Genomic DNA, 26,845 nt, shown 5'->3' with positions numbered 1-26,845 from the left:
GCTCGATTCAGGCCGTGATCCAGGACTCAGGACTTGGGCAGGGTCACGCCGCGCTGTCCCTGGTACTTGCCGCCGCGATCCTTGTAAGACGTCTCACAGACCTCGTCGGATTCGAAAAACAGGATCTGTGCCACGCCCTCGTTGGCGTAGATCTTCGCGGGCAGCGGCGTGGTGTTGGAGAACTCGAGGGTGACGTGACCCTCCCATTCGGGTTCCAAAGGGGTCACGTTCACTATAAGCCCACAGCGCGCGTAAGTCGAATTGTGTACAATCATGCCGTTGGCAAGGAAATTATGAACGTTCGGGATGCTCAGATCGAAAACGTCTTCTTCACCCGCCGGCTGGATATCGACGACGACATCCCAAACAGGCCCATCGATGAGCGGTAGCAGATCGGGATCCTGAGTCGCTAGGGCCACTTGCGCCGCTGCCCGATAGGGAACGGATTGGCTTGGATTCGAGTGAATGCCCAGGCCATTCAAACTGATTCCGGCGCGCGCGACGGCTGTCTTCAGTAGTTCACCGGCGGCTTTTGGCAAGGTATCAAAGTTGCTGCGCCGACGTGCCCCCAACGCCAGCACAGCCGGGATGATTTCTTGCTCCAGGCGTATTTGTTTGACGGCGCCTGGCCAGAATCCAACCTCATCCGCAAAGCGTCTGATTTGATCGCGATCTGTGATCTGAATGCGATAAGCGTCCGTACCGATAGACGTCCTTTTCTCGCGAATCAGTGAGAATATTCCAAATCTCAATAAAAGATGATGGACGTCCTCGATCAATCGGCGCGAACTCGAATAATATTCGAGAAAAAAACCCTGCCCAGATCCATAAAGACCGCCATCCCCGGAAAACAGCGCTTGAAGAAACAACCGTGTCGCCTCTTTTGGCGCCATAAAGATAGCTTGAGGAACGAATTTTTCATCGGCCTTGACATCGAGACCATAAGCTGAAAGCCATTGATTAGCGCGATTTTTTTCCGGAATCCCGCCACGCCCAGCTTTGTTTACAAGGCGATAGCCATACTTGCCATTGAAAGTCGTCGTGCCCAGTTCACCTTCTTTGACGCACCGATCAAGCAGATCAGCTAAAACCGGATCGGCTGTCGTAAAAACGGGACTATAACCAGGCGTCTTGCACTGCCCTTCAGAAATCATCAGACCCAGCAGGATCGCCTCCCAATCGGGAAGCGGCGTCTTGCCAAAAACGGGAACCTCACGCGCAACCGCAATCCGATCACCGGGCTTGAGATCCTGCAATTCCGTCCAGCCATGCAACTGACGAAAAGGATGATTGGCCGTCGCGCGAATCTTCAGCCCTGTACGTGTCTTTAGTTCATAAACGGGCTTTTTGCCTTGGGGTACGAAAGCACCGACCTTGACGGGTTTCAGACGCCAGTCCTGCATGCCCAGCGTCGAACGACCAAAGGTAAAATCGACGATGGGCAAATAGGCGCCCGTGTCGGCATCGACAACGCGCGTGTCAGCCGTCAAACATTTTCCAAGACAAACCGTCATCACATTGCGCGGAATCCGGAAATACTCCACCGTGCGCGCCAGCGCAAACGAATTCGGCGGAATGATGCAGACGTCGGATTTGAGATCGACGAAGCTGTTGGAGTCGAAATTCTTGGGATCGACGATCGCTGAGTTGATATTGGTGAAGATTTTGAACTCATCGGCGCAGCGTACATCGTAGCCGTAGCTCGATGTGCCATAGGAGATCACGCGCCCATGCTCGCCCTCGCGCACCTGGCCCGGTTCGAAGGGGTCGATCATGCCGTGTTCGACGGCCATGCGTCGTATCCAGCGATCTGATTTGATGGCCATCCGGCATCCTCACGAAAAACAAAAAAGCCTAAGACGCCGCTGATGGACGACGTACAACAATAAACAAAGGGACAGAGTCCAAGCCGCGCTCAGTAGCCGTCTGGATTCTGCGACTGCCAGCGCCAGGCATCGACCACCATCCGCTCCAGATCGTATTCGGCACTCCAGCCCAGCTCCTCGCGCGCAAGCGACGGATCAGCATAGCAGCAGGCGATGTCACCCGGCCGGCGCTCGACGATGTCATAGGGGACCGGACGACCACTTGCCCGCTCGAAAGCCGCGATCACCTCCAGCACACTGTAGCCGCGCCCGGTCCCGAGATTGTAGGTGACCACGCCAGGCGCTTCTTGCAGCTTGTGCAGGGCGGCCAGATGACCGCGCGCCAGATCTACAACATGGATGTAATCGCGCACGCCGGTTCCATCCGGGGTCGCATAGTCATTGCCGAAGACGCACAGACGCTGGAGCCGCCCGACCGCGACCTGAGCGATATAAGGCATGAGATTGTTCGGGATCCCGTTCGGATCCTCGCCGATACGCCCGCTCTCATGCGCGCCGACCGGGTTGAAATAGCGCAGCAGCGCGATGTTCCAGCGCGGGTCTGAGACATACAGATCACGCAGGATCTCCTCAATGAACAGCTTCGAGCGCCCATAGGGATTGGTCGCCCCGACGGGGAAATCCTCGCGGATCGGCACGGTCGCCGGATCGCCGTAGACAGTCGCCGAGGAACTGAAGACGAGGTTACGCACGCCAGCGTCCGCCATCACCTGACAGAGCGTCAGCGTGCCCTGGACATTGTTGTCGTAATATTCCAAGGGCTGCGCGACCGACTCGCCCACGGCTTTGAGTCCGGCGAAATGGATCACGGCATCGAAGTGGCCCTGGCTGAAAATCTCGCTGAGCGTCTCGCGATCGCGCAGATCGATTTCAAAGAACCCGACGCCCTGCCCCGTGATCTCCCCGACCCGGCGCAGCGACTCCTCCTGGCTGTTGCAGAGATTGTCGAGCGCGACCACATGGATACCCGCCTGGAGCAGTTCCACGCAGGTATGACTGCCAATGTAGCCCGCCCCGCCCGTGACTAGAACTCGCATCGTCTTGTGTGCTCCTTTCAAACGTTGAAATCAGACGTCAGGCCGTCTGGACACGTTCGCCTGCGAGTCGCAGACGCTGGCGCAGGCGACGCAGGGTTTCGGCGTCGAGCGAGTCCGGACCGAGCGCCAGCATGCAACGACGCAGGCGTCCGACCACGAACACCAGTGATACGCCCCAAGTGCTTACGAAGGTCGCCGGCGAGAGTCGGGCCTGGAGTTCGCGGCCAGAGACGAGTGTCAACGTCCAGGAGCCATCCGGATGCCAGAGTGCGGACTGAATCGACCAGGGCGCGCGCCTGAGTACCTCGACCCACAGCGTATGCACAGCGCCGAGCACCAGGGCCAGAACCAACGGCAGGGTCAGCCATCCGAGCGGCAGCGCCAGCGTTACGACCAGCGCCAGCATCGACGTCGTAACGGCCAGGACCACGAGCCAACGCGAGACACGTGGATGAACCTCCATGGCGTCCATCGACTACTCCGTGCGTGGCGACTCACTCACGACGACGAGAATCCGCTCGACGAGCGCGCGCAGACGCGGCTCGGGCGGCTCGGAGCGCTCCATGAACCAGTCGCTCAGATGCGGATCCGGCTCGCCGAGCAGCGCGATGAAGTCCTGCCGCTCGCTCTCGGACAGCTCGGCATAGCCGAGATCGAGAAAGCGCTCGAGCAGATGATCCAGTTCCAGCATCCCGCGCCGGCACTGCCAACGCAGACGCTGGAGATCCGAATCGCTATCGGGATGAACTTGACGTGATTCAGTCAACTTGACCACCTAGAGCCCCTTGTCGAGCATAAGCTCCTTGATATGCCCGATGGCGCGGGTCGGATTGAGCCCCTTCGGGCAGACCTCGACACAGCTCATGATGCTGTGACAGCGGAACAGCTTGTAGGGGCCTTCCAGCGCATCCAGCCGCTCCTCGGTGGCCTGATCGCGGCTATCGGCCAGGAAGCGCCAGGCCTGCAACAGTGCCGCCGGCCCATGGAACTTGTCAGGGTTCCACCAGAATGACGGGCAGGCGGTGGAACAGCAGCCACAGAGAATGCATTCATAGAGCCCATCGAGCTTGTCGCGCTCGGCCGGGCTCTGCGGAATCTCCTGCTCGGGCAGCGGATCCTTGCGCACCAGATAGGGCTGGACCGCACGATACTGTTCGTAGAACTGGGTCATGTCGACGACCAGATCGCGGATGATCGGACGGCCCGGCAGCGGACGCACCATGATCGGCGTTTTCAGCTCGCTGATCGGGGTGACACAGGCGAGCACATTGCGACCATTGGCATTGACCGCGTCCGATCCGCAGACACCCTCGCCGCAGGAATGCCGGAAGCTGAAGGACTCGTCCTGTTTTTTCACTTCCAGCAGCGCGTCGCGCAGCATCATGCCCTGGAAGGTTTTGACCTCATAGTCCTGCATCCGGGGACGCTGGTCGGTGTCCGGATTGTAGCGATATACGCTGATTCTCATCGGTCGATACCCGAGACGGTTGGCGGTTGGAAACTGGGCGAATACGTGGCGATCCAGAGGTTGCGGACGATTCGCGCGAACCTGTGCATCCTACCTGTTTTGTGCGCCGCAATAAAACAGCCCGATCTCACGGGTTAACCGCACAGCCCCTGACCCTACTGAGTGATCGCCCGACCCACCTGGGCGGCATCGCCCTTGTCCATGCGCCGGATGGCGGCATCGCCCTGATTCGCCAGCACTTCAAGACGGTCGATCTGGGCATCGAGCTGGGGCAGCGCCTCGCGCCGGTAACGCGAGACCTCATCGATGGCCCCGATCACGTCCGTGAACGCCTGTTCCAACTGTTTCATGTCGAGCACCGTGGACGCGGCGCGATTCTGGATCTCCACGCCCTGGGTGCGCAGCGCTTTGGCGGTGCCGGCGATCAGATTCGAGGTCGTGGTGTTCAGGGCTTCCACCCGATCCAGCACCAGACGCTGATTGGCCAGCGCCAGCGCCACCGTGACCGCGACATTCAGGGCCGAGACCGTGACATTGATGGCCCGATCCACGCCGCGCATCAGCTCGCGGTTGTTCCGGATGACCACTTCCAGGGCCATGATGCCCTGCTGACTGACCGCCAACTGCTGTTGCAGATCCAGGATGCGCTGGCGTAGCGGAAACAGCAGTTCTTCATCGAGAAAACGGCGCTTGGGATCGTCCGGGGGCAGCTCCAGCGCCTTCTCCTCCAGGCGCCGGTCGATGATCCGGCCCAGCCCGATCTGGCGGCGCAACTGATCCAGGCTGTCGCGCAGTGACTGCTGATCGTCGCTCAGGGTCAGGTTGTCCCGATGCAGCATCTGCTTGCCGGACTCCAGATCCTTGATGATGCCGTCGAGCGCCTCCTGCGCGGTCTCGAATTTCTGGAAATAGCGTTGCAGCGGCGTACCGATGCCGGGGATCAGGGCCAGGAGCCGCGACAGGCCCGCCCGGCTCAGGTCGTAGCGCTGGGGATCGAGCTCCTGCATCCGAATGCGCAGATCCACCAGCGAGCGCGCCACAGGTCCGCCCTCATCGCCCTGGTGAGCGAGTTTGCGGATCGGCGCCTGGAGCATCTGACTGCGATGGGCCGCCTGACGCTGCACTTCCAGGCCCATGTCGTCCACCGCCTGACGCTGACGGCGGTCGATGCCGTCCTGGTCCGTCGCCTTGAGCACCTCGGCCACGAAGGCATCGGCCATGGCGAGCAGCGCGGGATCATCCGGCGCGGTCTCGGGGTCGGTTTCCTGTTTCACCCGTGCTTCGATCTCCGCCGCCGGGGGCAGCGACAGATTGAAGCGGGAGTCATCGGTCGTTTGCAGGGTCTTGGATGTGCTCATGCGGGGGTTCCTCGCGTCAGGTGCCGGCCGGTCGTTGTCGGGGTGGCGCGGAGCCTCGGCGGATCTTCAGGCATCGCGCCCGTAGTGATGCGCCTTCTCGGCGAAGCGGCGCAGATCGGCCAGGGCCTGATCCGCCGCGACCGACGCCTGGGGCCGGTCGGTCTCCACTGCCGCCACGGCCACGGCGGCGTCGTCCAGGGCGGTGATGGCGGCCTCGTTGCGCGCGCTCAACTCGCGCAGGCGCTGCTCGGTCTGCTCAACCAGATCGAGTCGCCGGGTCAGGGCCAGGCGCTCCTCGTCCGGCATCCGGGCCGGCTCATGGGACAGACGACGGCGCACATAGTCGGCATCCACCTCGGCCACGCCACGGGCGATCGAGGCCATGGTGTTCAGAGCATCCACCGCCGTCCGGGTGACCTCGCCTACCAGACCCCGGGAGCGTTCGAAGGTCAGTTCGTTTGGATCGAATTTGTCGCGCAGCATCCCATCCACATGCGCATAGCGGGTATAGAGCCGGTCGGACTGGATGGCCAGATCGGGACGCTCCACCGCCAGCAGACGTTTTTTGGCCTCCCAGAGCGCGAGGATCACCGCATCGCTCTCCATCGGCGGACGGACAGGATCGAGCACGGCGATTCCCTGCTCGCGGGCCTCGCGTTCCAGTGCGGCCTGTTCCTGTGTCGCCAGCGCCGCCTGCCGAGCCGCGCGCCGGCGCTCGGCTAGGGTCAGACGCCGACGCCGCCACACCCGCTCGGCAGGGATCGCCGCCGCCAGCGCCGCCAGACCGGTCAGCCATCCGCCCAGGGTCGGGCCGAAGCCGCCCCACAGCGAGGTGAGCCAGATCAGCAGGGCGATGAAGGGCACGACGAGCCAATAGCGAATCAGCACCCGCAGCCGCGTGAACGGCTCGCTGGGCAGCGCGGCGCGCGGATTGATCAGGCCGAGGATCAACCACGGCAGGCAGGAGAGAAAGAGCCCGTAGGCCAGACCCTGGAGGAAGCCGAACATGGGTTGGGTGCCTGTCCGCAGGTGGTAAGGATCGGTCATCACATGACCGGCCGGCCGCTTGGTCAAGCGGGGCTTCCGACAACAATATGGCTCTGATAATAGCTGATAGCAGGTCGGTACGGACAGATCATCAGGCGAGCGATCCCAGCGGTTCCAGTCCAGAGGCTAAGTGCGCTAGCGCACCGACAGGCGCGGCCCACATGGCCTAGGGTTGGCCAAACCCGGCGCAGATACATGCCGGACTGACCGGCCGTAATGCAACGCCAACCAATGGCGACGACAACAGGTGACGATGATGAACAAGCTTCTGGCACTGATGCTGCTGATCACGATCAGCGGATTGTTTGGCTGCAATACCATGGAAGGCGCCGGCAAGGATATCCAGCGCGGCGGCGGTGCCGTGAGCGAGACGGCAAGGGACGTCAAGCGGGATATGTGAGGCGCGAAAAACTGACGTCCGCAGACGGCTCAGTCCCAGTTCAGGGCGCCGCCGGTCTGATACTCGGTGACGCGGGTCTCGAAGAAGTTCTTCTCCTTCTTCAGATCCAGCACCTCAGACATCCAGGGGAAGGGGTTGGTCGCGCCCGGATACTGCTCGGGCAGGCCGATCTGGGCGCAGCGCCGGTTGGCGATGAAGTGCAGATAGTCCTCGAACATCTGCGCATTGAGTCCAAGCACCCCGCGCGGCATGGTGTCATGCGCATAGCGGGCTTCCAGCTCGACGGCCTCGCGGATCATGCTGACCAGTTCCTGCTTGAACTCGGGCGTCCAGAGCGGTGGATTCTCGATCTTGATCTGATTGATGACATCGATGCCGAAGTTCATGTGCATCGACTCGTCGCGCAGGATGTACTGGAACTGCTCGGCCGTGCCGGTCATCTTGTTGCGCCGCCCCATGCTCAGGATCTGCACGAAGCCGACATAGAAGAAGATCCCCTCGAAGATGACATAGAAGGCGACCAGCTCGCGCAGGAGCTTCTGGTCGTTCTCCAGGGTACCGGTCTGAAAGTGCGGGTCGGCCAGATAGCGAGTGAAGGGCAACGCCCACTCGGCCTTGCGCGCGACGGCGGGCACTTCGCGATACATGTTGAAGATCTCGCCCTCGTCGAGTCCCAGACTCTCGACCACATACTGATAGGCGTGGGTGTGCAGGGCTTCTTCGAACGCCTGACGTAGCAGATATTGCCGGCACTCGGGATTGGTGATGTGACGATAGACCGCCAGCACCAGATTGTTGGCGACCAGCGAATCAGCGGTCGAGAAGAACCCCAGATTGCGCTTGACGATGGTGCGCTCGTCCTCGGTCAGCCCGTTCGGATCCTTCCAGAGCGCGAGATCGGCGTTCATGCTGATCTCCTGCGGCATCCAGTGGTTCGAGCAGGCGTCGAGATACTTCTGCCAGGCCCAATCGTATTTGAAGGGCACGAGCTGGTTGAGATCGGCGTGGCAGTTGATGATGCGCTTGTCGTCGACGCGCACCCGGCTTGCGCCCATAGCCAGTGATTCCAGACCGGTCGCGCCGCCGGCGGCGGATTCGGTGGCCGACGCACTCGCTGGGTTGCGTTCGGGCAGGACGCGATCCTCGATCGGCAGATCGTGCTGTGGATCGGCGGCGTGGACGAAGGGATCGGGATCGACGCTTGGCGCGGCCCCGGCCGTCTTCATGAGCGAATCATTGTCGACGAGTCCCCGACCGGGGCGCGGATGGGGCTGAGACGTGCGCGGCACGGTTTCACGGCGCGGCGCGGCGGCTGGCGACAGGCGCCCGGAGTGAACAGCCGGCTCAGGGTTCAGCGACGCCGGGCGGTTGGACGTCGGGCTGGTCGTGGCGAGTGGGTCATCCCAGTTCAGCATGATGTTCGGGCCTTTGAAGTCGCGGTGATCGGGGTCAGGCGGCTGACGATGCTCGGTCGAGCCGAGATGGCAAGGGTCGCGAGTCTAAGCCATTTGATCCGGCGATCCAAGGCACCTCAATAAACTATATCTTGTGTGCCAATTACACAATCTATCGTCTATCTAGTCGAAGCGCCCGTCAGCACACTCAACAGACCCTGCATCAAGACCCAGGGTTCAGGCGGACAGCCGGGGATTTTCAGATCCACCGGAATGACCCGCTCGACCCCATCCCGCGCGGCATAGCCGGCCGCGAACTCACCGCCATCACAAGCACAGTCACCGGCGGCGATCACCAGCTTGGGCGCGGGCGTGGCCAGCCAGGTGCGCCGTAGCGCCGTTTCCATGTGGCGCGTGACCGGCCCCGTGATCAGGAGCGCATCGGCATGACGCGGCGAGGCGACGAAATGGACCCCGAAACGCTCGATATCGTGATAGGGATTGTTGAGCGCATGAATTTCGAGTTCGCAGGCATTGCACGAGCCGGCATCGACCTGCCGGATCGCCAGACTGCGCCCGAGTCGGGCATCGATCGCCCGGCGCAAAGCGATGCCGAGCCGTTCCAGCTCCGGGTCGTCGTGTTCCGGTGCCGGCTCGGTTACCCGACCGACGCGCAAGGACTGCTTGAGGATGCGCAGCATGAGCGAATCGAACTCCTCGATGTCAGTGGTGCCAATATGGCATGAACACGCCTTGGAAGGCGCTGGAACGGGTTAGAATCGCGCCATGAACACAGCCAATCCCACTCCCTATGCCGACCTTGGTCCAGACCGCGTGCTCGATGCCGTGGAAAGCCTGGGGCTCCTGTCCGATGGTCGACTGCTGGCGCTCAACAGCTACGAGAACCGCGTCTATCAGGTCGGCATCGAGGACGGTCCGCCGGTCATCGCCAAATTCTACCGCCCTGAACGCTGGAGCGACGCGGCCATCCGCGAGGAACACGATTTTACGCTGGCGCTGGCTGAACTGGAGATCCCAGCTGTCGCCCCGCTACGCATCGGCGGCGAGACATTGCACACCTTCGAAGGCTATCGCTTCTCGCTGACGCCCCGGCGTGGTGGCCGTCATCCTGAGCTGGGCGACCTGGACGTACTCGAATGGATCGGACGCTTCATCGGGCGTATCCATGCCGTCGGTGCCGTTGCACCCTTCCGCGACCGCCCGACCCTCAACATTGCGCATTTCGGTGTCGAATCGCGCGACTATCTGCTCACCCATGACTGGATTCCGGCCGAGCTGCTGGACGCCTATCGCAGCGTCGTGGATCAGGCGCTGCAAGGCGTGCGTGACGGCTATGCACGCGCCGGATCGATCCAGCGTCTCCGGCTGCACGGCGACTGCCACCTCGGCAACCTGCTCTGGACCGACGTCGGGCCGCACTTTGTCGATTTTGACGACGCGCGTCAGGGACCGGCCATTCAGGATCTGTGGATGCTGCTCTCGGGCGAGCGTGAGGAGATGAGCCAACAGCTCGCCGCCGTGCTCGCTGGCTACGAGGATTTCCAGGAATTCGACACGCGCGAATTGCATCTGATTGAGGCACTGCGCACGCTGCGTCTGATTCATCATGCGGCCTGGATCGCGCGCCGCTGGAGCGACCCCGCCTTTCCGGCGGCCTTCACCTGGTTCGGCGACACGCACTACTGGCAGAACCATATCCTGCAACTGCGCGAACAGATCGCCGCGATGGAGGCCGGACCGCTGCATGGACTCTGAGTCTCAGGACGCCGTTTAGGTTTAGAATGCGCGGCTCTTGTACCAACACTTGCTAGTTCACAACCCGAGGTCTCATTCATGCGCAACCGAGGCGGACGCCGGCAACCGGACGACATCGATTTCAGTGGCTCGGACTGGCTCGGCAAGGCCAAGGATCTGATCAATCAGGGCAATCTCAGGCGTCTGATCGTGCGCCGCCCGAGCGGTCGTATTCTGGCCGAGATCCCGCTGCTGGCCAGTATCGGCGTGATCGCCATCCTGATCCTGATCGCGCCCATGCTGATGGCGCTCGCGGCCCTGGCCGCGCTCGTAATGCAGTTCAAGATTGAAATCGAGCGCGATTCGAGCGTCTACGACAATCGTGACGACGACTGAACGCCCAGGCGGCCGGCTCAGATCTGCTTGAGCCGGTCTTCGATTTCGGGCGGCACCAGGCTGAGCAACCAGTCGCCGATCGAGGCAAAATCGGTGATCAGCACCGACTGACTCCAGGCCGGATCGGAGGGCGCGGGCGTCAGCGCCACCAGATAGACGGCCATGGCCACCAACACCACGCCGCGCGCTCCACCAAAGGCCATCCCGAGCAGGCGGTCCATCCCGGTCAGCCCGACCGTGTCGATCAAGGTCGTCAGCACCGCCGCCAGGATGGCGCCGACCAGCAATACCAGCAACACCAGGCCCATGAAGGCCACACCGGTTCTGACCATCGGGTTAGACAACTGCGTGCTCAGCAGCTCGGCGACTTGCTGATGGAAGAGCCAGGCAATCGCGAGCGCCGCGATCCAGGTGCCGAGCGACAGCACCTCGCGAATCAAGCCGCGCGCCACGCCGACCAGGGCCGACAGGGCGATGATGCCAATAATGATGTAATCGACCCAGTTCATTCGGTTCAGTGCGTTCTTACTGGTAGCGTTGAATGAGCGTATCGAGCTTCTGCTGCTTGCGCAGCATGGCGGCGGTGCGCTCGGCATTGGCACGATCGATGTCCGGTCCGACACGCACCCGATAGTAGGTCTTGCCATTAACCACAGCGCGCTCGACGAAGGCCGAGAACCCGGCCTGTTTGAGCGTGTTGGCCAATTTACCGGCGGCCTCCGGCGAACCGAGACTGGAGACCTGCACGATCCAGGATGGCAAGCCATCGGATCGCGACTTCGGGGGGTCAGGCAGGGCGACAGTCTCCGGCTTCGCCGGCGGCACTTGAGCCGGTTCGGGTCTGGGTGGCTGAGGCGGCTTGGGCGTCTGCGCTTGTGCGCGTGGGGCCGGTGGCTGAGCCGGACGGGTCGCCGGAGGCGGCGTCGGCGCTGTACTCGGTGAAGCCGAATCCTGAACCGGATCGAACACGATCGCCGCCGACGCCTCCTCAAAAGGCACCTCGTCGACGCGATCGAAGCCCTGCATGGGTGTCGGCGGCGTCAGACGGGCTTCCTCATCCGTCAGACCCTGCGCTCCGTCGAGCGCGGTCAGTGTCTCTGCCGCACGATACGAAGCGTCGAACGCAAAGGGATCTTGGAAATTCGGCTCCGCTGGAAGCGGCCCCTGGACATAGGGTGGCGCAAGCGATTCATCCTCGAACAACATGGGCACGAAGATGACCACCAAGGCCACCATCACTACGGCGCCCGCCAGTCGTTTCTTGGCTCCTTCTCGCATTGCTCATCACCCGATGGTCGGGCACCGCTGAGTGTACCCATGTGTTGTTGCCGTTCATGCCCCGATGAGGCAGGCGCCAGTATAACTCAGACCATCGTCAGGATTCCGGTCAACGGCCGCGTCCCAACCATGATCAGGCCGGTTCGCCAGCCTACCCTGTGAGCGATCTTTTACCCGTCTTGCCAGCAACGCCCCGCTATGTGCGCTATCGAACGGACATCGCCCGCTTAACTGTCTACTCTGCTCCCTGTCACTCATGCGTATGATCCATGTGCTATAACTTCAGTGGAGACAGGTATGACAACTGTACGGTCGCTGTCAGTACGGACGCTGAGAACGCCGCCGCCGGGCCTCTTCCAAGCGAACAATCATAAAGACCTTAAAAAGACCGGAGTAAAGACAGGGGTGTCGATGACCAATCGGATGGATGATCGGAACGACGACGCCCTGGTACCGCGGTCGACCGAGCTGCGCCGGCTGGCAGAATCACGCCTCATGGCGGACGAGTCTCTGCCAGAGGAAGACTTCGCGTCCGAGCCGGCCAAACGGCTGATCCATGAACTGCGCGTGCACCAGATCGAGCTGGAGCTGCAAAACGATGAGCTGCGCCGTACCCAGGAGGCGCTGGAACGTTCACGAACGCGCTATTTCGACCTCTACGATCTGGCTCCGGTCGGGTACCTGACCCTGGACGAGGCGGGACTGATTCAGGAGGCCAACCTCGCCGCCGCCAAGCTTCTGGACACCTCGCGTGACACCCTGGTCAGCACACGCCTGACCCGGTTCATCTTCCCCGAAGATCAGGACATCTATTACCACTTCCGCCACCAGCTCGGGTCCGCCGACGAGCCACAGTCCTGCGAACTGCGCCTGCGGCGTGTCGAGGCGCATCCGTTCTGGGTCCGCCTGGAGGCCAGCCTCGTAACCACGACAGCGAGCAACCATACACCCTATCGGATCGTCCTGGTCGACATCGATGCACGCAAACGCAGCGAGCAGGAACTCAGCGAGGCCCAATCGCGGCTGCGTCTGGTGACGGAAATCGGCGAATTGACCTTCTGGGAATGGGATCCCAAAACCGATGAGGTGTTCTTTGCCCCCGAATGGTGGCGGCAGACCGGCTATACACTGGGCGAACTGCCGTTGCGGCTCAATGAATGGGCCAGATTGCTGCACCCGGAGGATCAGGTGAGGATCCTCGACCATCTGAGCCGCTTCGCTGAGACGCCGGCGACACTCACTGAGATTCAATACCGATTGCGCTGCAAGGACGGGGACTATCGCTGGTTCATGGCCCGCCTGACGGCGCTGCCGATGGCCGAGGGTCCGCTGGAGCGCGTGCTGCTGGTGCATCAGGATGTCACCCGGAGCAAGCTATCCGCCGATCGGGCGGTCCATCTGGCTCAGCACGATCACCTGACCGGCCTGCCCAGCCGGGCCTTACTCGAACAACTGGCCAATCACATGCTGGCCAGCGCGCGGCGCTCCGGCAATCTGTTGGCCGTCCTGTTTTTTGACCTGGACCGCTTCAAGGCCGTCAACGATACCTATGGCCATCTGGTGGGCGACCGGCTGTTGCGGGCGGTCGCGCGCCGGCTGCGCGAGGCATTTCGCGAGGAGGATCTGGTCGCCCGACTCGGCGGTGACGAGTTCATCGTCGTCCTGGCGAACCTCGGGGATGCCGCCGACGCCGAGCACGCGGCGCGCGACGCCCTCAAGGTGCTGACACCCGCGTACCAGCTCGATGGACTGGAACTGCACTGTCTCTCCAGCATCGGCATCAGCCTGTTTCCACGGGACGGCCAGACCATCGAGGAGCTGGTCCAGCGCGCGGATGTCGCCCTCTATCAAGCCAAGCACACCAGCCCCGGCGGTTATCACTTCTATCACTTCACGACGGCGGAGCCACTTCGGGGAGCAGGCGGCAATATTCTTTGCGGACCACCTCGTAACACTCACACACCCGCGACTCCAGACCCGGTCGGTCCAGCACGGTGATGTGGCCCCGGCTGTAGTGAATCAATCCGGCGCTTTGCAGTTTTCCGGCCGCTTCGGTCACGCCCTCACGCCGTACCCCCAGCATGTTGGCGATCAGCTCCTGAGTCATGTGCAGCTCGTTGCCGGGCAGACGGTCGAGGCTGAGCAGCAGCCAGCGGCAGAGCTGCTGGTCTACCGTGTGGTGGCGATTGCAGACGGCGGTCTGCGCCATCTGGGCCAGCAACGACATCGTGTAACGCAGCAGCAGCGGCTGTAGCGTGCCGTGGCGCCGTCCCCCGACGCGCGCGAATTCCTGTTTGAGCGCCCGCCCCTTCAGGCGATAGGCGTGACCCGCACTCTGCACCACGGCCCGATTCTGCACGGTACCGCCGCCCATGAAGACAGCGATGCCGACGATGCCCTCGTTGCCCGCCACGGCGATTTCAGCGGAGGCGCCATTCTCCATGACGTACAGCAGGGAGACGATGGAGGTGGTGGGGAAATAGACATGGTCAAGTTCCATACCGGGCTCGTACAGGGCCATTCCGAGTGGTAGCTGGACCAGTTCCAGTGCTGCGCTCAGGCGCTCGAATTCACAGTCGGGCAAGGCAGCGAGCAGTTGGTTTTGTCGCGGACTCGGGGATGGCGGGTTAAGCATGTATTGGCTCCAAGAGTGACCGGCCGGGAGTCGGACCTCGCGGATTCCAGCTTAGCGACATCGCTCTGTCAAGACGCCTTCTGTTCGCTGGCGTACAAATTCAGTGTACTCGTCCAGGCAGCGAGACGCTCAGTCAGTCAGGCCACGACAGGCTCGGACACGCCCCTGGCGCTCGCGGTTTTCATCCGCCCAGAAGCCGGTCATACATGGCTTCCGCCGCCCCGTAACAGCCGCAGGCCGCCGCCTTCAGACCGGCGCGGTCGAGCACGGTGACCTCCCCACGACGATAGCGAATCAGGTGGCGCTCCTGCAGTGCGCTCGCCGCCTTGGTGACGCCGACGCGCCGCACCCCGAGCAGGAGCGCCAGACATTCATGTGTGACATGGAAGCGGTCGCCGTGCGCCCGATCCTGACTCATCAATAGCCAGCGGGCAAGGCGCGCCTCCACCAGATGGAAGCGGGTGCAGGTGGCCAACAGCTCGCTCTGGTTCATCAGCACTTCGAGATAGCGGTTGAGCCGCCTGTGCAGGGCGTCGCTCTGGAGCAGGGCGTCGCAGAATCGCTCGCGGCTCATCCGCCACGCCGGGCCTGCGCCCTGGACGAAGGTGCGCAGTCGCGTCACCTCGACCCCCAGAATCAGCGGCGTCCCGATCATGCCCTCATTGCCGACCAACCGCACCTCAAGCCCGGCGTGATCGGCGGGCGGGGTCACCAGGGACAGGACGGTGTCCATGGGGAAATAGACCTCGTGCAACGGATCGCCCGGTTCGCTGATCACCGTGCCCCGGAGCAGATCGACGCAATCGCCGTTGGCCTGGATAAGGCGCTGGTCCTGATCGGGCAGCGCAGCCAGGAGGCGATTGATCGCCAAAGCGGGATTCTTCGCGGATTTGGATAGCACGCGCGCGCTCCTCGAAGATCGTATGTGACGAAGAACAGACGGCACAGCAATGCACAGAATGAGACAGGCAGGCCGCGATGGATGATGAATACACGCAATCTTCTGGCCGGTCAGTGCGCTAGCAAACATAGCGCGCACCATCGATGCAGGCGTGTCTGTACGCGACAGGCTTCAAAACACTGTTCTATGTGTGCTAGCGAACAGACGCCTGTCAGGGCCGGGACTATCCTGGCACGTACCTGAAAACCCATTCTTCTGACAGGAGAAACGCCATGCCTCTGATTACATTAGTCATTACGCTAGTTGTTGTTGGATTGATTCTATGGTTGGTCAACAACTACATCCCCATGGATGGAACCATCAAAAAAATCTTGAATGTCGTCGTCATTATTTTTGTGATTCTCTGGCTGCTATCGGTCTTTGGACTCATGCCGCCCTTGTCCGGGATGCGGATCGGTTAGTTAAGAGGAAATACAGATGAATGCCTTCAAGATTGTCGCGATTGTCTTGATCATTGCCGGTGGATTGGGTCTGGCGTATGGCGGTTTCAATTATACGAAAGAGTCACAGCAGGCCAATTTAGGGCCGATCGAACTCACGATCAATGATCGTCAGTGGGTCGGAATTCCAGTGTGGGCGGGCGTGGCGGCCATCGCGATTGGCGCACTGCTGCTGGCTGTGCCCAGGAAGGGCTAGGTGTTGCCGCACTGTCGGGAACCATCACTCCCTCCTGCGGGAGGTTCAAGGAGACTGCCATGAATACTGATACATCCTCGAAAAAGGAGGTTCTGACCCGGAAATTGACTCAGATCGCCACCTACTACCACCCCAGCACCTGGAAGGCCAAAGGGATCTGGTGGACAGGCGGACTGTTTCTGGTCACCTATTTGATTTTTATCGTCATTCTGAGCCTGTATTGGTCACGCTCGCCTGGACTGTATAACGTGCACGAACAGGCGCTGTCTTTGGTCAATCACGATGAAAGCCAGCTCATGACCGGAATGGCTACCACGGCCACGGCCATCCGCATTGGCGAAACCCTGCTCGACAAACCTGGCGGCTATCTGACCAACGATGTCAGCCTGCCAGGCGTATTCCTGGACAACATTCCCAACTGGGAATTCGGCGCCCTGACCGCGTGGCGCGATCTGACGAACGCCATGCGCAACGACTTCAGTCGCGCCCAGTCCCAGTCAGTCGAGAATAAGGATCTGGAGATCGCGCAACCCCAGTCCAACTACCAATCGGATTCCTGGATCCTGCCCTCCACCGAATCGGAATATCGCCGGGGTATCGACGCACTCTACCGTTACAACCGCGGACTCTCGGACACGGCTGCCGTGCATGCCCAGTTCTTCGCCCGCGCCGACAACCTGACCACCTATCTCGAAGTGGTCGAGAAACGCCTGGGGAGTCTGGCGCAGCGTCTGTCCTATGCCGTCGGTCAGACCCGTCTCGATACCGCCCTGGCCGGTGATCCGAGCGCCCGCCAGTCGACACCGGCCCCCGCCCAGATACAGAACAAGACACCCTGGCTCAAGATCGATGACGTCTTTTTCGAGGCACGCGGCTATACCTGGGCCTTGCTGCATATTCTGCAGGCGATGGAAATCGACTTCGCCCCGGTGCTCAAGGACAAAAATGCCGTGGTTTCGCTTGAGCAGATCACTCGCGAATTGAAAAACACCCAGAATTTTATCTGGAGTCCGATGATTCTCAACGGCACCGGATACGGGCCAATCGCGAATCATTCGCTGGTGAGTGCGTCCTATATCTCGCGGGTCAATGCCGCGATCACCGATCTGCGCAGTCTGTTGCAGAAGGGATGAATCAGAATGCCCGGATACCTCGGTCGTGAGTCACTGATTCCAATATAGATGTCTACTGGACTGAATCGTGTTTGTGCTCCGGCAATCCGCCGGTTGAATGACCCACAACAGGAGAACGCTATGTTAACGCAAAGAGATGAATATATCGCCAAGATGAAGGCGCAGCTCGATGAGTGGAATGCGAGTATCAGTGCTCTGGAGGAGAAGGGACAGGAAATCAAGGAAGAGGCCAGAGTGAAATATGAAGAGCATCTCTCAGCCCTGCATGTCAAGCGTGCGGAAGGCGAGAAAAAGCTTGCAGAGATGCAGGCGGCAAGCGAGAACACCTGGGAACAGGTCAAGCTGGAAACCGACAATGTCTGGGAGGCCTTCAAGGATTCGTATCAGGCATTCCTGGCACATTTCAAATAGCCGGTGAGTCCTGAATACCTCTCCGGGCATTGGGTCCGGAGAGGCCTTGCTTCGAGAAGGAGTCTCCACAGTTGAATGTACGCACTCCGGCGATACCTGACATCCTGGTCAAGTTGATGACGCTACTCCCCAGCCGCCGCTGGACCCGTCCATCCATCGACGGCGAGTCGCCGTTGCGCCTGGAGTTGTTCAGCGCGGCCCAGATGGAGCAGCACGGCAAGGTGCTCGCGGCCTCGCATGTTCTGATGACCCGGCATCCACCGGATCGCCTCGTGGCGCGTCTGAACGCGAACGAGAAGATCCTGGACCTGGTCTGTCGGCAGCTCATGGCGGCAGTGACCGAGAGCCGTCGCATCGCCCCGGCCGGGGAATGGCTACTCGACAACTTTTATCTGATCGAGGAGCAGATCCGCACCGCCCGGCGACACCTGCCCAAGGGCTACAGCCGGGAGCTGCCGCGTCTGCGCGATGGTCCCTCGGCGGCCTTGCCGCGCGTGTACGACCTGGCGCTGGAAGTCATCGCGCACGGAGATGGCCGGGTCGATCCGGAGAACATCCACCGCTTCGTGGCGGCCTATCAGAGCGTGACTGTGCTGCGGCTCGGCGAGCTCTGGGCCTTCCCGATCATGCTGCGACTGGCGCTGATCGAGAATCTCCGCCGCGTGGCGGCCCGCCTCGCCGCCAGTCGCGTCGATCAGGATCTGGCCGATGGCTGGGCCGATCGTCTGCTGGCGATGGCTGAGAGCGATCCCAAGAATCTGATCCTGGTCATCGCCGACATGGCCCGCTCGAATCCGCCGCTGTCGGGCGCCTTTGTCGCCGAGCTGGCACGCCGGCTTCAGGGCCAGAGCGCCGCGCTGGCTTTGCCACTGACCTGGATCGAACAGCAACTCGCCGAGTCCGTACTGACGATCGAACACCTGGTGCGCATCGAGGTCCAGCAGCAGGCGGCGGATCAGGTGTCGATCAGCAATAGCATCGGCAGCCTCAGATCCCTCGGGGCCATGGACTGGCGCGAGTTCGTCGAGACCATGAGCCTGGTCGAGTGCACCCTGAACGAAGATCCTGACGGACTCTATGGGCGCATGGATTTCGCCACCCGTGATCGTTATCGGCATGTAGTCGAGACCATCGCGAAACACAGTCCACGATCTGAAGCCGAGGTCGCGCGTGAGGCGATCGGACTGGCGCAGGCGTGCGCGGCCGCCCAAGAAGCGGATGGGCGCACGGCGCATGTCGGCTATTACCTGATCGATCGCGGACGCCCGCAACTGGAGCGCCAGGCCGGTGCACGGTTCTCGGGTCTGGCGTTACTAAAACGGCTGAGCACCCTCTCACCGCTGGCGCTCTATCTCGGCGCAATCTTCTTGCTCACGGCCGGCTTTGCCTGGGGCTTGCTGGCGCAGGCCGACAGCCTTCCGGGCTGGCTGCTGCCGCCACTGGTGGTCCTGGCGGTGCTCGGCACCAGTCAACTGGCGGTCGCGCTGGTGAACTGGCTGGCCAGCCTGCTGGCCACGCCCTATCCGCTGCCGCGTCTGGACTGTTCCACGGGTCTTGCGCCGGAGGCGCGCACCCTGATCGTCGTGCCGACCATGCTCGGCCGCGTGCGCGAGATCGAGACCCTGATCGAGGCGCTGGAAGTGCGTTTCCTGGCCAATCGCGATACATATCTGCACTTTGGTCTCCTGACGGATTTCCATGACGCACCTACGCAGACGCAGCCGGGCGATGCTGAACTGATGCGCTTAGCCGCGCAGGGCGTCGCCGCGCTGAATGCCAAATACCCCTGCTCGGACGGCGAGACCTTTTTTCTGTTCCATCGCCCGCGTCGCTGGAATCCGGGGGAAGGGCTCTGGATGGGCTATGAGCGCAAGCGCGGCAAACTGATGGACCTGAATGCCCTGTTGCGCGGCGTCGATAAAATCTCGGCGAATCCCTCGGACTCCGAGGAACCGACGACGCACGCCAGCGCCCGCTTCTCGCTGATCGTCGGCGACATCCGGATCCTTCCGCAGGTGCGCTATGTCATCACCCTGGATACCGATACCCAGCTCCCGCGCGATGCCGCCCACGAGCTGGTCGGTGCCATGGAGCATCCGCTGAACCGGGCGCACTTCGACCCGCAGCTCGGACGTGTCAGCCAGGGCTACGGCATCCTGCAACCCAGGGTGGCGGTGAGTCTCCCCGGCGCGAACCGCTCCCGATTTGCACGGCTGCACGGGCAGGACGCGGGCATCGATCCCTATACCCAGGCCGTTTCTGACCTCTATCAGGACTGGTTCCAGGAAGGCTCTTTCATCGGCAAGGGCATCTATGCGGTCGCCGCCTTTGAACAGGCGCTCGACGATCACTTTCCCGAGAACCGCATCCTCAGTCATGACCTGCTGGAGGGCTGCTACGCGCGCTCGGGGCTGCTCTCCGACGTGCAGTTGTACGAGGACTATCCAGTCTGTTACAGCGCGGATGTGAGCCGACGCCATCGCTGGATTCGCGGCGACTGGCAGATCGCGCAGTGGCTGCTGCCGCAGGTTCCGGGGCGTGACGGTCGACCGCGCCGCAATCCGCTGTCCATCCTGTCGCGCTGGAAACTGGCCGACAATCTGCGCCGCAGCCTGGTGCCGGCGGCCCTGACCGCGCTGCTGGTGCTGGGGTTGGTGCTGTTGGCCGAGCCGGGCATTTGGACACTGGCGGTGCTGGGCATCCTGCTGGTTCCGTCGCTGCTCACCGCGATCCTGAGCGCCGTGCGCAAGCCCGGCGATCTGCGCTGGACGGCGCATCTGCGGGCGGCGATCCAGGATGCCGGCCAGCGGTTGATACAAGCACTGTTCACGCTGGCCTGTCTGCCCTATGAAGCCTTCTTCAGCCTGGATGCCGTGATCCGTACCCTGTGGCGGATGGGTGTCAGTCGGCGCGGCCTGCTCGAATGGACCTCCTCGGGCGATCTGGAGCGCCACGACCAGCGACTGGTCGACGTCTACCGCACGATGTGGATCGCCCCGGCCATCGCCCTGATCACGGGTGCAACGCTGGCGGTACGCGAACCGAGTTCGCTCCTCGTCGCTGCACCGATTCTGCTACCCTGGCTGGCCGCGCCCCTGATCGCCTGGTGGATGAGCCAACCGCTGGCGCGTCGCGAGACGCATCTGACGGCCGATCAGATCCAGTTTCTCCGCACAGTCGCGCGCAAAACCTGGGCCTTCTTCGAGACCTTCGTCGGGCCGGACGACCATTGGCTGCCGCCGGACAACGTCCAGGAGCATCCAGTGGCCGTGGTGGCGCATCGCACCTCACCGACCAACATGGGACTTTCGCTGCTGGCGAATCTGACGGCGCATGACTTCGGTTATCTGCCTACCGGCGGACTGCTTGCGCGCACCGAGGCCGCGCTGCAGACCATGGCGGGACTGGAACGCCATCGCGGTCACTTCTTCAACTGGTACGACACCCGCTCACGGGTGCCGCTTGAGCCTCACTACATCTCGTCGGTGGACAGCGGCAACCTCGCCGGTCATCTGCTGACCCTGGAACCAGGCCTGCGGGCGCTGATCGACGCTCCGATCCTCAACCCGCGCTGGCTGGACGGCCTCATGGATACCGTGCAGGTTCTGGAGGAAGCGGTCGCGGCCGGTTCCGAGTCCGAGCGTCGGGGCGTGGTGCCCGCCGCACTCGCCGACATCCGGCACACGCTGGCGTCTGCCCTCCAGTCGCCACCGACCAGCCTCAGCGAAGCACGCGACTGTCTCGTGACGCTCACGACCCAGGCCGAGGCCGCCACGCCTGAACGGCGGGTGCCGACTGACGCCGAGGACGCGGTGACAGCCTGGATGCAGCGTCTGGCGCACCAAGGCCGTGCCCTGCTGGATGATCTGCTGTTGCTCGCGCCCCAGTCCACGGACACGCCGGCCAGTCTGTCACTGACGCTGCGTCAAGTGGCCGAGCTGGAAACGGACGCTGACGGCGCATCCGGCCAGCCCGCGCGCGAGCGGCTCGTCCTGATCGAGCATCTGGCGCGCACCGCCGCCGATCTAGCCCAAATAGAATACGACTTCCTGTTCGACGACGCGCAGGCGCTGCTGGCCATCGGCTACAACGTCGCCGAGCGACGGCGCGATGCGAGCTACTACGACCTGCTGGCCTCCGAGGCGCGTCTGGGCTGTTTCGTCGCCATTGCGCAGGGTCAGTTACCGCAGGAAAGCTGGTTTGCTCTGGGGCGTCTCCTGACCCGCGCGGCCGGCGACGCCACGCTTCTGTCCTGGAGCGGCTCGATGTTCGAGTACCTGATGCCGCTGTTGGTGATGCCGACCTATGACAACACCCTGCTCGACCGAACCTATCGCACCGCTGTGGCGCGACAGATCGCCTATGGCCAGGAGCGCGGTGTGCCCTGGGGCGTCTCGGAATCGGGCTACAACGGCTTCGATACGCAGCTCAACTATCAGTACCGCGCCTTCGGTGTCCCTGGGCTTGGACTCAAGCGCTGGCTGGCCGAGGATCTGGTCGTCGCCCCCTATGCCTCAGCACTCGCGCTCATGGTGGCGCCCGAGGCCGCCTGTCTGAATCTCCAGCGGCTCGCCGCCGGTGGGCTGGCGGGGCCATTTGGTTTCTACGAAGCGATCGATTACACACCGTCGCGGCTGCCGCGCGGCCAGACGAGCGCCGTGATCCGCTCCTTCATGGCCCATCACCAGGGTATGACCCTGCTGTCACTGGCCTATCGGCTGCTGGATCGCCCGATGCAGCGGCGCTTCGCCTCGACACCCTCGTTCCAGGCCACGGCCCTGCTGCTCCAGGAGCGCATCCCCAAGACCACCGCCTTCTTTTCCGACACCCACGGCGAGATCACCAACGAACGCGCGAACGACGGTCCGCTGGAGTCGCCGATCCGCGTCCTCGACAGCCCCAATACCCCGCATCCCGAGGTGCAGTTGCTGTCGAATGGTCGCTATCACGTCATGGTGACGAACGCCGGCGGCGGCTACAGCCGCTGGAAGGATCTCGCCGTTACCCGCTGGCGCGAAGACAGCACGCGCGATCATTGGGGCAGCTTCTGCTATCTGCGCGACCTGGAGAGCGGCACCCTCTGGTCGAGCGCCTACCAGCCGACGCTGACCATGCCGGAGCGCTTCGAGGCGATCTTCTCCGAGGGCCGCGCCGAGTTCCGCCGCCGCGATCACGAGATCGAGTCCTACACCGAGATCGTCGTCTCACCCGAGGATGATCTGGAGCTGCGGCGATTGCGGCTCACTAACCGTTCACGCACCCGCCGCGTCATCGAGGTCACCAGCTACACCGAAGTGGTGCTCGCTCCGCCCATGGCCGACACCCTGCATCCGGCCTTCAGCAATCTGTTCATGCAGACCGAGATCCTGCATCCACAGTCGGCGATCCTCTGTAATCGTCGACCGCGCTCCAGTCGCGAGGCGACGCCCTGGATGTTTCATGTGATGGTGGTGCGAGGTGGGCTGGAGTCGGCTCAGGATGGTCAGGCGTCGTCAGAGCGCGAAGCGATGGATTTCGGTGCGCTCGACCCCTCCTACGAAACGGATCGGATGCAGTTCATCGGACGGGATCGGACGCCGGCCTCACCCCAGGCGCTCGACGAAGCCGGGGCGCTCTCGGGCCGTGCTGGCTCGGTGCTGGACCCAATGGTGTCTATCCGTCATCGCCTGATCCTGGAGCCGGATGAGACCGCGACCCTGGATCTCATCTATGGCATCGGCGAAACCCGCGAGCAGGCGCTGGATCTGGTCGAAAAATACCAGGACGAGCGTCTCGCCAATCGCGTCTTCGATCTGGCCTGGACCCACAGCCAGGTGGTGCTGCGCCAGCTCAATGCGACTCCGGCCGACGCACAGCTCTACGGACGGTTAGCCAGCTCGATCCTCTATACCAACGCCTCGCTGCGCGCCGAATCCAGCGTGCTGGCGCAGAACCGTCGCGGTCAGTCCGGACTCTGGAGTCACGCGGTGTCCGGCGATGTGCCGATCGTGCTCTGTCAGATCGCCGACCGCGCCAACATCGACCTGGTGCATCAGCTCGTCCAGGCCCATGCCTACTGGCGGCTCAAGGGACTCACCGTGGATCTGGTGATCTGGAACGAAGATCGCGCCGGCTATCGCCAGCAGCTCCAGGAGCAGATCCTGGGTCTGATCGCCGCGGGCGTCGAAGCGCATGTGGTCGACCATCCGGGCGGCATCTTCATCCGCCCGGCCGATCAGATCTCGGACGAGGATCGCATCCTGTTCCAGACCGTGGCGCGCGCCATCCTCTGCGACAGCCAGGGCTCGCTGGCCGAGCAGCTTAGTCGACGCAGTCCACGACCGACACGGATGCCGCCGCTGAAGCTCAGCCGTGACCGGCCGCGCGAGACCGAGCACACCGACCCGTCACGCCCGGTGCTGTCCTTCGGCAATGGTCTGGGCGGATTCTCCGCCGACGGACGCGAGTACGTCATCACCACCGCGCCCGGTCAGACCACGCCCGCGCCCTGGGTGAACGTTCTGGCGAACCCCCGTTTCGGCACGGTCGTCTCCGCCGGCGGCGGCGCCTATACCTGGAGCGAGAACGCCCACGGCTTCCGGCTCACGCCCTGGCACAACGACCCGGTGAGCGATGTCCACGGCGAAGCCTTCTATCTGCGCGACGAGTCCAGCGGCCAGTTCTGGTCGCCGACCCCGCTGCCCACGGCGGGCACCACGTCCTATGTCAGTCGGCACGGTTTCGGTTATAGCGTGTTCGAGCATCGCGAAGCCGGCATCGAGTCCGAGCTCTGGACCTATGTCGCCCTGGATGAACCGCTCAAGTACTGGGTGCTGAAGCTACGCAATCGCTCAAATCGAACGCGCCGACTGTCTGCAACCGGCTATGTCGAGTGGGTGCTCGGGGATCTGCGACCCAAGTCGGCGCTGCATGTCATCACTGAGATCGATCCGGCTAGCGGTGCCCTCTTTGCCCGCAATCCCTACAACAGTGAGTTCGCCGATCGGCTGGCCTTCTTCGACGTGGACGATCCGGCACGCACTGTCACCGGCGACCGCACCGAATTCCTCGGGCGCAACGGCACCCTGAGCCATCCGTCCGCGCTGACACGCGCGCGGCTGTCCGGACGGGTTGGACCGGCGCTAGACGCCTGCGGGGCGCTTCAAGTCCAGGTCGAGCTGGCGCCCGGCCAGGCGCACGAGATCGTGTTCCGGCTTGGCGTGGTGGGTCGGCGCGGTGCCGATGACGCCAGTCATCTGGTGCATCGTCACCGGGGCGCGGCGGCGGCGCAGGCGGCCCTGACGGCGGTGCAGGACTACTGGACGCAGACCCTGGGCGTGGTGCAGGTCGAGACCCCGGACCCTGCGCTCAATTTGCTTGCCAACGGTTGGCTGCTGTACCAGACCCTGGCCTGCCGCTTCTGGGCGCGCAGTGGCGACTACCAATCGGGCGGTGCTTTCGGCTTCCGCGATCAATTGCAGGACGCGATGGCGCTTGTCTATGCCGAGCCAGGGCAGGTGCGCGAGCACCTTCGGCTGTGCGCGAGCCGCCAGTTCCGCGAAGGCGATGTCCAGCACTGGTGGCATCCGCCTTCGGGTCGGGGCGTGCGCACGCGCTGTTCGGACGACTATCTCTGGCTGCCGCTGGCGACCTGCCGCTATGTCCAGATCACCGGCGACACCGGGGTGCTCGACGAGATGGCTCCCTTCCTGGATGGTCGTCTGGTCGAGGGTGAGGACGATGGCTACTACGACCTTCCGAGTCAGAGCGACGAGTCGGCGAGCCTCTACACGCATTGCGTGCGCGCCATCCAGCATGGTCTGCGGATGGGCGAGCGTGGCCTGCCGTTGATGGGCTCAGGCGACTGGAACGACGGCATGAATCTGGTCGGCATCAAGGGCCGGGGTGAAAGCATCTGGCTCGGCTTCTTCCTCTATGAAGTGCTCAAGCGCTTCGCCGAGCTGGCGGTGCGGCGTGATGATGCGCCATTCGCGGAACAGTGCGAACAGGAAGCGGCGCGGTTGCGCGAGCGTCTCGAACAGCACGGCTGGGACGGCGACTGGTACCGGCGTGCCTATTTCGACGACGGCACACCATTGGGGTCCGCGACCAGTCCGGAATGCCGGATCGACTCCATCGCCCAGAGCTGGTCGGTGCTGTCGGGGGCCGCTGATCCAGAGCGGGCGCGTCGGGCAATGGAGGCGCTGGATGCGCATCTGGTCCGCCGCGAGGCCGGGTTGATCCAGCTCCTGGAACCGCCCTTCGATCAGTCGGCGCTCGAACCCGGTTATATCAAGGGCTATGTCCCCGGTGTGCGCGAGAATGGCGGGCAATACACCCATGCCGCGATCTGGGCGACCATGGCCTTTGCCCGACTGAGCGATCGAACCCGCACCTGGGAGCTGTTCGGGATGATCAACCCCATCCATCATGGCCGCTCGCCCGAGGACATCGCGCTCTACAAGGTCGAGCCGTATGTGATTGCCGCTGACGTCTATGGGGTCGCACCGCATGTCGGGCGCGGCGGCTGGACCTGGTACACCGGCTCGGCAGGCTGGATGTATCGGCTGATCCTCGAATCCCTGCTGGGGCTGCGGCTGGAGGCGGATCGGCTCTACATCGCCCCCTGTCTACCGGCGCATTGGGACGGGTTCAGTCTTCAGTACCGCTATCGGGAAACGCGCTATCACATTGCGGTCAGACAGGACCGTGCCCGCGCCGGTACTCGAAGTGGCGTGACGCAGCAGATCAGGCTGGATGACGTCCAGGTGGACGGGCCGGCGATTCGGCTGCTGGATGACCAGCAGGAGCATCGTGTAGATGTCTGGGTGGCTGGATAGCGGGTCGAAGAGATTCTGCGGCGCGGGCGCTCGTCTCTTTGGCCGATACGCTCACGCCGCGGGGTGCGACCATAACTGATGCGTGCCGCGCCATTGTCATGCCGCTTGTTTGATCAGGTCTTGCCAATAGTTCTCCCAGTGGCCATTGACGCGATTGAGGCGTAGCGCCAGCATGGCCTCGGCCTGCTCAAGGCGCCACCACGCCCCGGGACGCTTGAGACGTTGTTGAAC

Annotated in this window: 22 protein-coding genes and 2 pseudogenes; 9 read left to right on the top strand and 15 right to left on the bottom strand. The window is 62.8% G+C overall.

Annotated features, from left to right (window positions below; translation table 11 throughout):
* Positions 1–26: 26 nt before the first annotated feature.
* The 8 genes and pseudogenes from GJ668_RS08460 to GJ668_RS08425 form a co-directional block, all read right to left on the bottom strand.
* Positions 27–1,403 (bottom strand): LAGLIDADG family homing endonuclease, encoded by a 1,377-nt coding sequence (locus GJ668_RS08460; RefSeq protein ID WP_155449761.1) that lies wholly within the window; start codon positions 1,401–1,403, stop codon positions 27–29.
* 150 nt (positions 1,404–1,553) lie between these two features.
* Positions 1,554–1,775: pseudogene (gene dcd / locus GJ668_RS08455) on the bottom strand (dCTP deaminase); the annotation flags it as partial.
* A 140-nt stretch (positions 1,776–1,915) separates the two neighbouring features.
* Positions 1,916–2,923, bottom strand: coding sequence for a UDP-glucose 4-epimerase GalE (gene galE, locus GJ668_RS08450; RefSeq protein ID WP_155449715.1), 1,008 nt, complete (start codon positions 2,921–2,923; stop codon positions 1,916–1,918).
* A gap of 37 nt (positions 2,924–2,960) precedes the next feature.
* Entirely contained in the window at positions 2,961–3,386 is a 426-nt protein-coding gene (locus GJ668_RS08445; protein ID WP_155449714.1) for a protein YgfX, read from the bottom strand.
* Positions 3,387–3,398: 12 nt separating this feature from the next.
* Entirely contained in the window at positions 3,399–3,689 is a 291-nt protein-coding gene (locus GJ668_RS08440) for an FAD assembly factor SdhE (protein ID WP_155449713.1), read from the bottom strand.
* A 9-nt stretch (positions 3,690–3,698) separates the two neighbouring features.
* Positions 3,699–4,391, bottom strand: coding sequence for a succinate dehydrogenase iron-sulfur subunit (locus tag GJ668_RS08435; RefSeq protein ID WP_155449712.1), 693 nt, complete (start codon positions 4,389–4,391; stop codon positions 3,699–3,701).
* A 155-nt stretch (positions 4,392–4,546) separates the two neighbouring features.
* Entirely contained in the window at positions 4,547–5,749 is a 1,203-nt protein-coding gene (locus GJ668_RS08430) for a toxic anion resistance protein (RefSeq protein ID WP_155449711.1), read from the bottom strand.
* A gap of 66 nt (positions 5,750–5,815) precedes the next feature.
* The gene (locus GJ668_RS08425) at positions 5,816–6,823 is read right to left on the bottom strand and encodes a cobyrinic acid a,c-diamide synthase (protein ID WP_246194732.1); all 1,008 of its coding nucleotides are present in this window, start codon (positions 6,821–6,823) and stop codon (positions 5,816–5,818) included.
* 229 nt (positions 6,824–7,052) lie between these two features.
* On the opposite strand from GJ668_RS08425, the gene GJ668_RS08420 reads away from it, so the two are divergent.
* Positions 7,053–7,196: an entericidin A/B family lipoprotein gene (locus GJ668_RS08420; protein ID WP_222930765.1), complete on the top strand. Its 144-nt coding sequence runs from the start codon at positions 7,053–7,055 to the stop codon at positions 7,194–7,196.
* A 29-nt stretch (positions 7,197–7,225) separates the two neighbouring features.
* On the opposite strand, the gene GJ668_RS08415 is transcribed toward GJ668_RS08420, so the two are convergent.
* Both GJ668_RS08415 and GJ668_RS08410 read right to left on the bottom strand, forming a co-directional pair.
* Positions 7,226–8,611 (bottom strand): ribonucleotide-diphosphate reductase subunit beta, encoded by a 1,386-nt coding sequence (locus GJ668_RS08415; protein ID WP_155449709.1) that lies wholly within the window; start codon positions 8,609–8,611, stop codon positions 7,226–7,228.
* Between the two features lie 158 nt (positions 8,612–8,769).
* Positions 8,770–9,291, bottom strand: coding sequence for an NADH-quinone oxidoreductase subunit B family protein (locus tag GJ668_RS08410; RefSeq protein WP_155449708.1), 522 nt, complete (start codon positions 9,289–9,291; stop codon positions 8,770–8,772).
* Between the two features lie 85 nt (positions 9,292–9,376).
* Between GJ668_RS08410 and GJ668_RS08405 the strand changes: the two genes are divergently transcribed.
* Positions 9,377–10,366 (top strand): serine/threonine protein kinase, encoded by a 990-nt coding sequence (locus GJ668_RS08405; protein ID WP_155449707.1) that lies wholly within the window; start codon positions 9,377–9,379, stop codon positions 10,364–10,366.
* A 78-nt stretch (positions 10,367–10,444) separates the two neighbouring features.
* Entirely contained in the window at positions 10,445–10,741 is a 297-nt protein-coding gene (locus tag GJ668_RS08400) for a DUF4342 domain-containing protein (protein ID WP_155449706.1), read from the top strand.
* A 17-nt stretch (positions 10,742–10,758) separates the two neighbouring features.
* Here the strand turns inward: GJ668_RS08400 and GJ668_RS08395 are convergent, their stop codons facing one another.
* Together GJ668_RS08395 and GJ668_RS08390 are read right to left on the bottom strand one after the other, a co-directional pair.
* Complete coding sequence (locus GJ668_RS08395) at positions 10,759–11,250, bottom strand: CvpA family protein (protein ID WP_155449705.1); 492 nt, start codon at positions 11,248–11,250, stop codon at positions 10,759–10,761.
* A 16-nt stretch (positions 11,251–11,266) separates the two neighbouring features.
* Positions 11,267–12,019 carry an SPOR domain-containing protein gene (locus GJ668_RS08390; protein WP_155449704.1) on the bottom strand — a complete coding sequence of 251 codons (753 nt, stop codon included), beginning with the start codon at positions 12,017–12,019 and terminating at the stop codon, positions 11,267–11,269.
* 423 nt (positions 12,020–12,442) lie between these two features.
* On the opposite strand from GJ668_RS08390, the gene GJ668_RS08385 reads away from it, so the two are divergent.
* Entirely contained in the window at positions 12,443–14,017 is a 1,575-nt protein-coding gene (locus GJ668_RS08385) for a sensor domain-containing diguanylate cyclase (protein WP_246194730.1), read from the top strand.
* Here GJ668_RS08385 and GJ668_RS08380 read toward each other — a convergent pair.
* Complete coding sequence (locus GJ668_RS08380) at positions 13,911–14,654, bottom strand: Crp/Fnr family transcriptional regulator (RefSeq protein ID WP_155449703.1); 744 nt, start codon at positions 14,652–14,654, stop codon at positions 13,911–13,913. The two genes, GJ668_RS08385 and GJ668_RS08380, sit on opposite strands and share 107 nt — an antisense overlap.
* A 181-nt stretch (positions 14,655–14,835) precedes the next feature.
* A complete protein-coding gene (locus tag GJ668_RS08375; protein ID WP_343032193.1) occupies positions 14,836–15,555 on the bottom strand; it encodes a Crp/Fnr family transcriptional regulator in 720 nt (239 codons plus the stop codon).
* Positions 15,556–15,827: 272 nt separating this feature from the next.
* On the opposite strand from GJ668_RS08375, the gene GJ668_RS08370 reads away from it, so the two are divergent.
* The 5 genes from GJ668_RS08370 (at position 15,828) to GJ668_RS08350 (ending at position 26,614) form a co-directional block, all read left to right on the top strand.
* Positions 15,828–16,016 carry a Thivi_2564 family membrane protein gene (locus tag GJ668_RS08370; RefSeq protein WP_155449701.1) on the top strand — a complete coding sequence of 63 codons (189 nt, stop codon included), beginning with the start codon at positions 15,828–15,830 and terminating at the stop codon, positions 16,014–16,016.
* Between the two features lie 16 nt (positions 16,017–16,032).
* A complete protein-coding gene (locus GJ668_RS08365) occupies positions 16,033–16,251 on the top strand; it encodes a hypothetical protein (protein ID WP_155449700.1) in 219 nt (72 codons plus the stop codon).
* A 59-nt stretch (positions 16,252–16,310) separates the two neighbouring features.
* Positions 16,311–17,384 carry a DUF2333 family protein gene (locus GJ668_RS08360; protein WP_155449699.1) on the top strand — a complete coding sequence of 358 codons (1,074 nt, stop codon included), beginning with the start codon at positions 16,311–16,313 and terminating at the stop codon, positions 17,382–17,384.
* Positions 17,385–17,504: 120 nt separating this feature from the next.
* A complete protein-coding gene (locus tag GJ668_RS08355) occupies positions 17,505–17,795 on the top strand; it encodes a sll1863 family stress response protein (RefSeq protein ID WP_155449758.1) in 291 nt (96 codons plus the stop codon).
* 116 nt (positions 17,796–17,911) lie between these two features.
* Positions 17,912–26,614, top strand: coding sequence for a glycoside hydrolase family 94 protein (locus tag GJ668_RS08350; protein WP_186342984.1), 8,703 nt, complete (start codon positions 17,912–17,914; stop codon positions 26,612–26,614).
* 96 nt (positions 26,615–26,710) lie between these two features.
* Here GJ668_RS08350 and GJ668_RS08345 read toward each other — a convergent pair.
* Positions 26,711–26,845: pseudogene (locus tag GJ668_RS08345) on the bottom strand (ISKra4-like element ISTvi1 family transposase); the annotation flags it as partial.

This window comes from Allochromatium palmeri (genome assembly GCF_009720725.1).
Classification (GTDB): domain Bacteria; phylum Pseudomonadota; class Gammaproteobacteria; order Chromatiales; family Chromatiaceae; genus Thermochromatium; species Thermochromatium palmeri.
The sequence above is the reverse complement of the archived record's forward strand: the minus strand, read 5'-3'. Positions and strand labels throughout refer to the sequence as shown.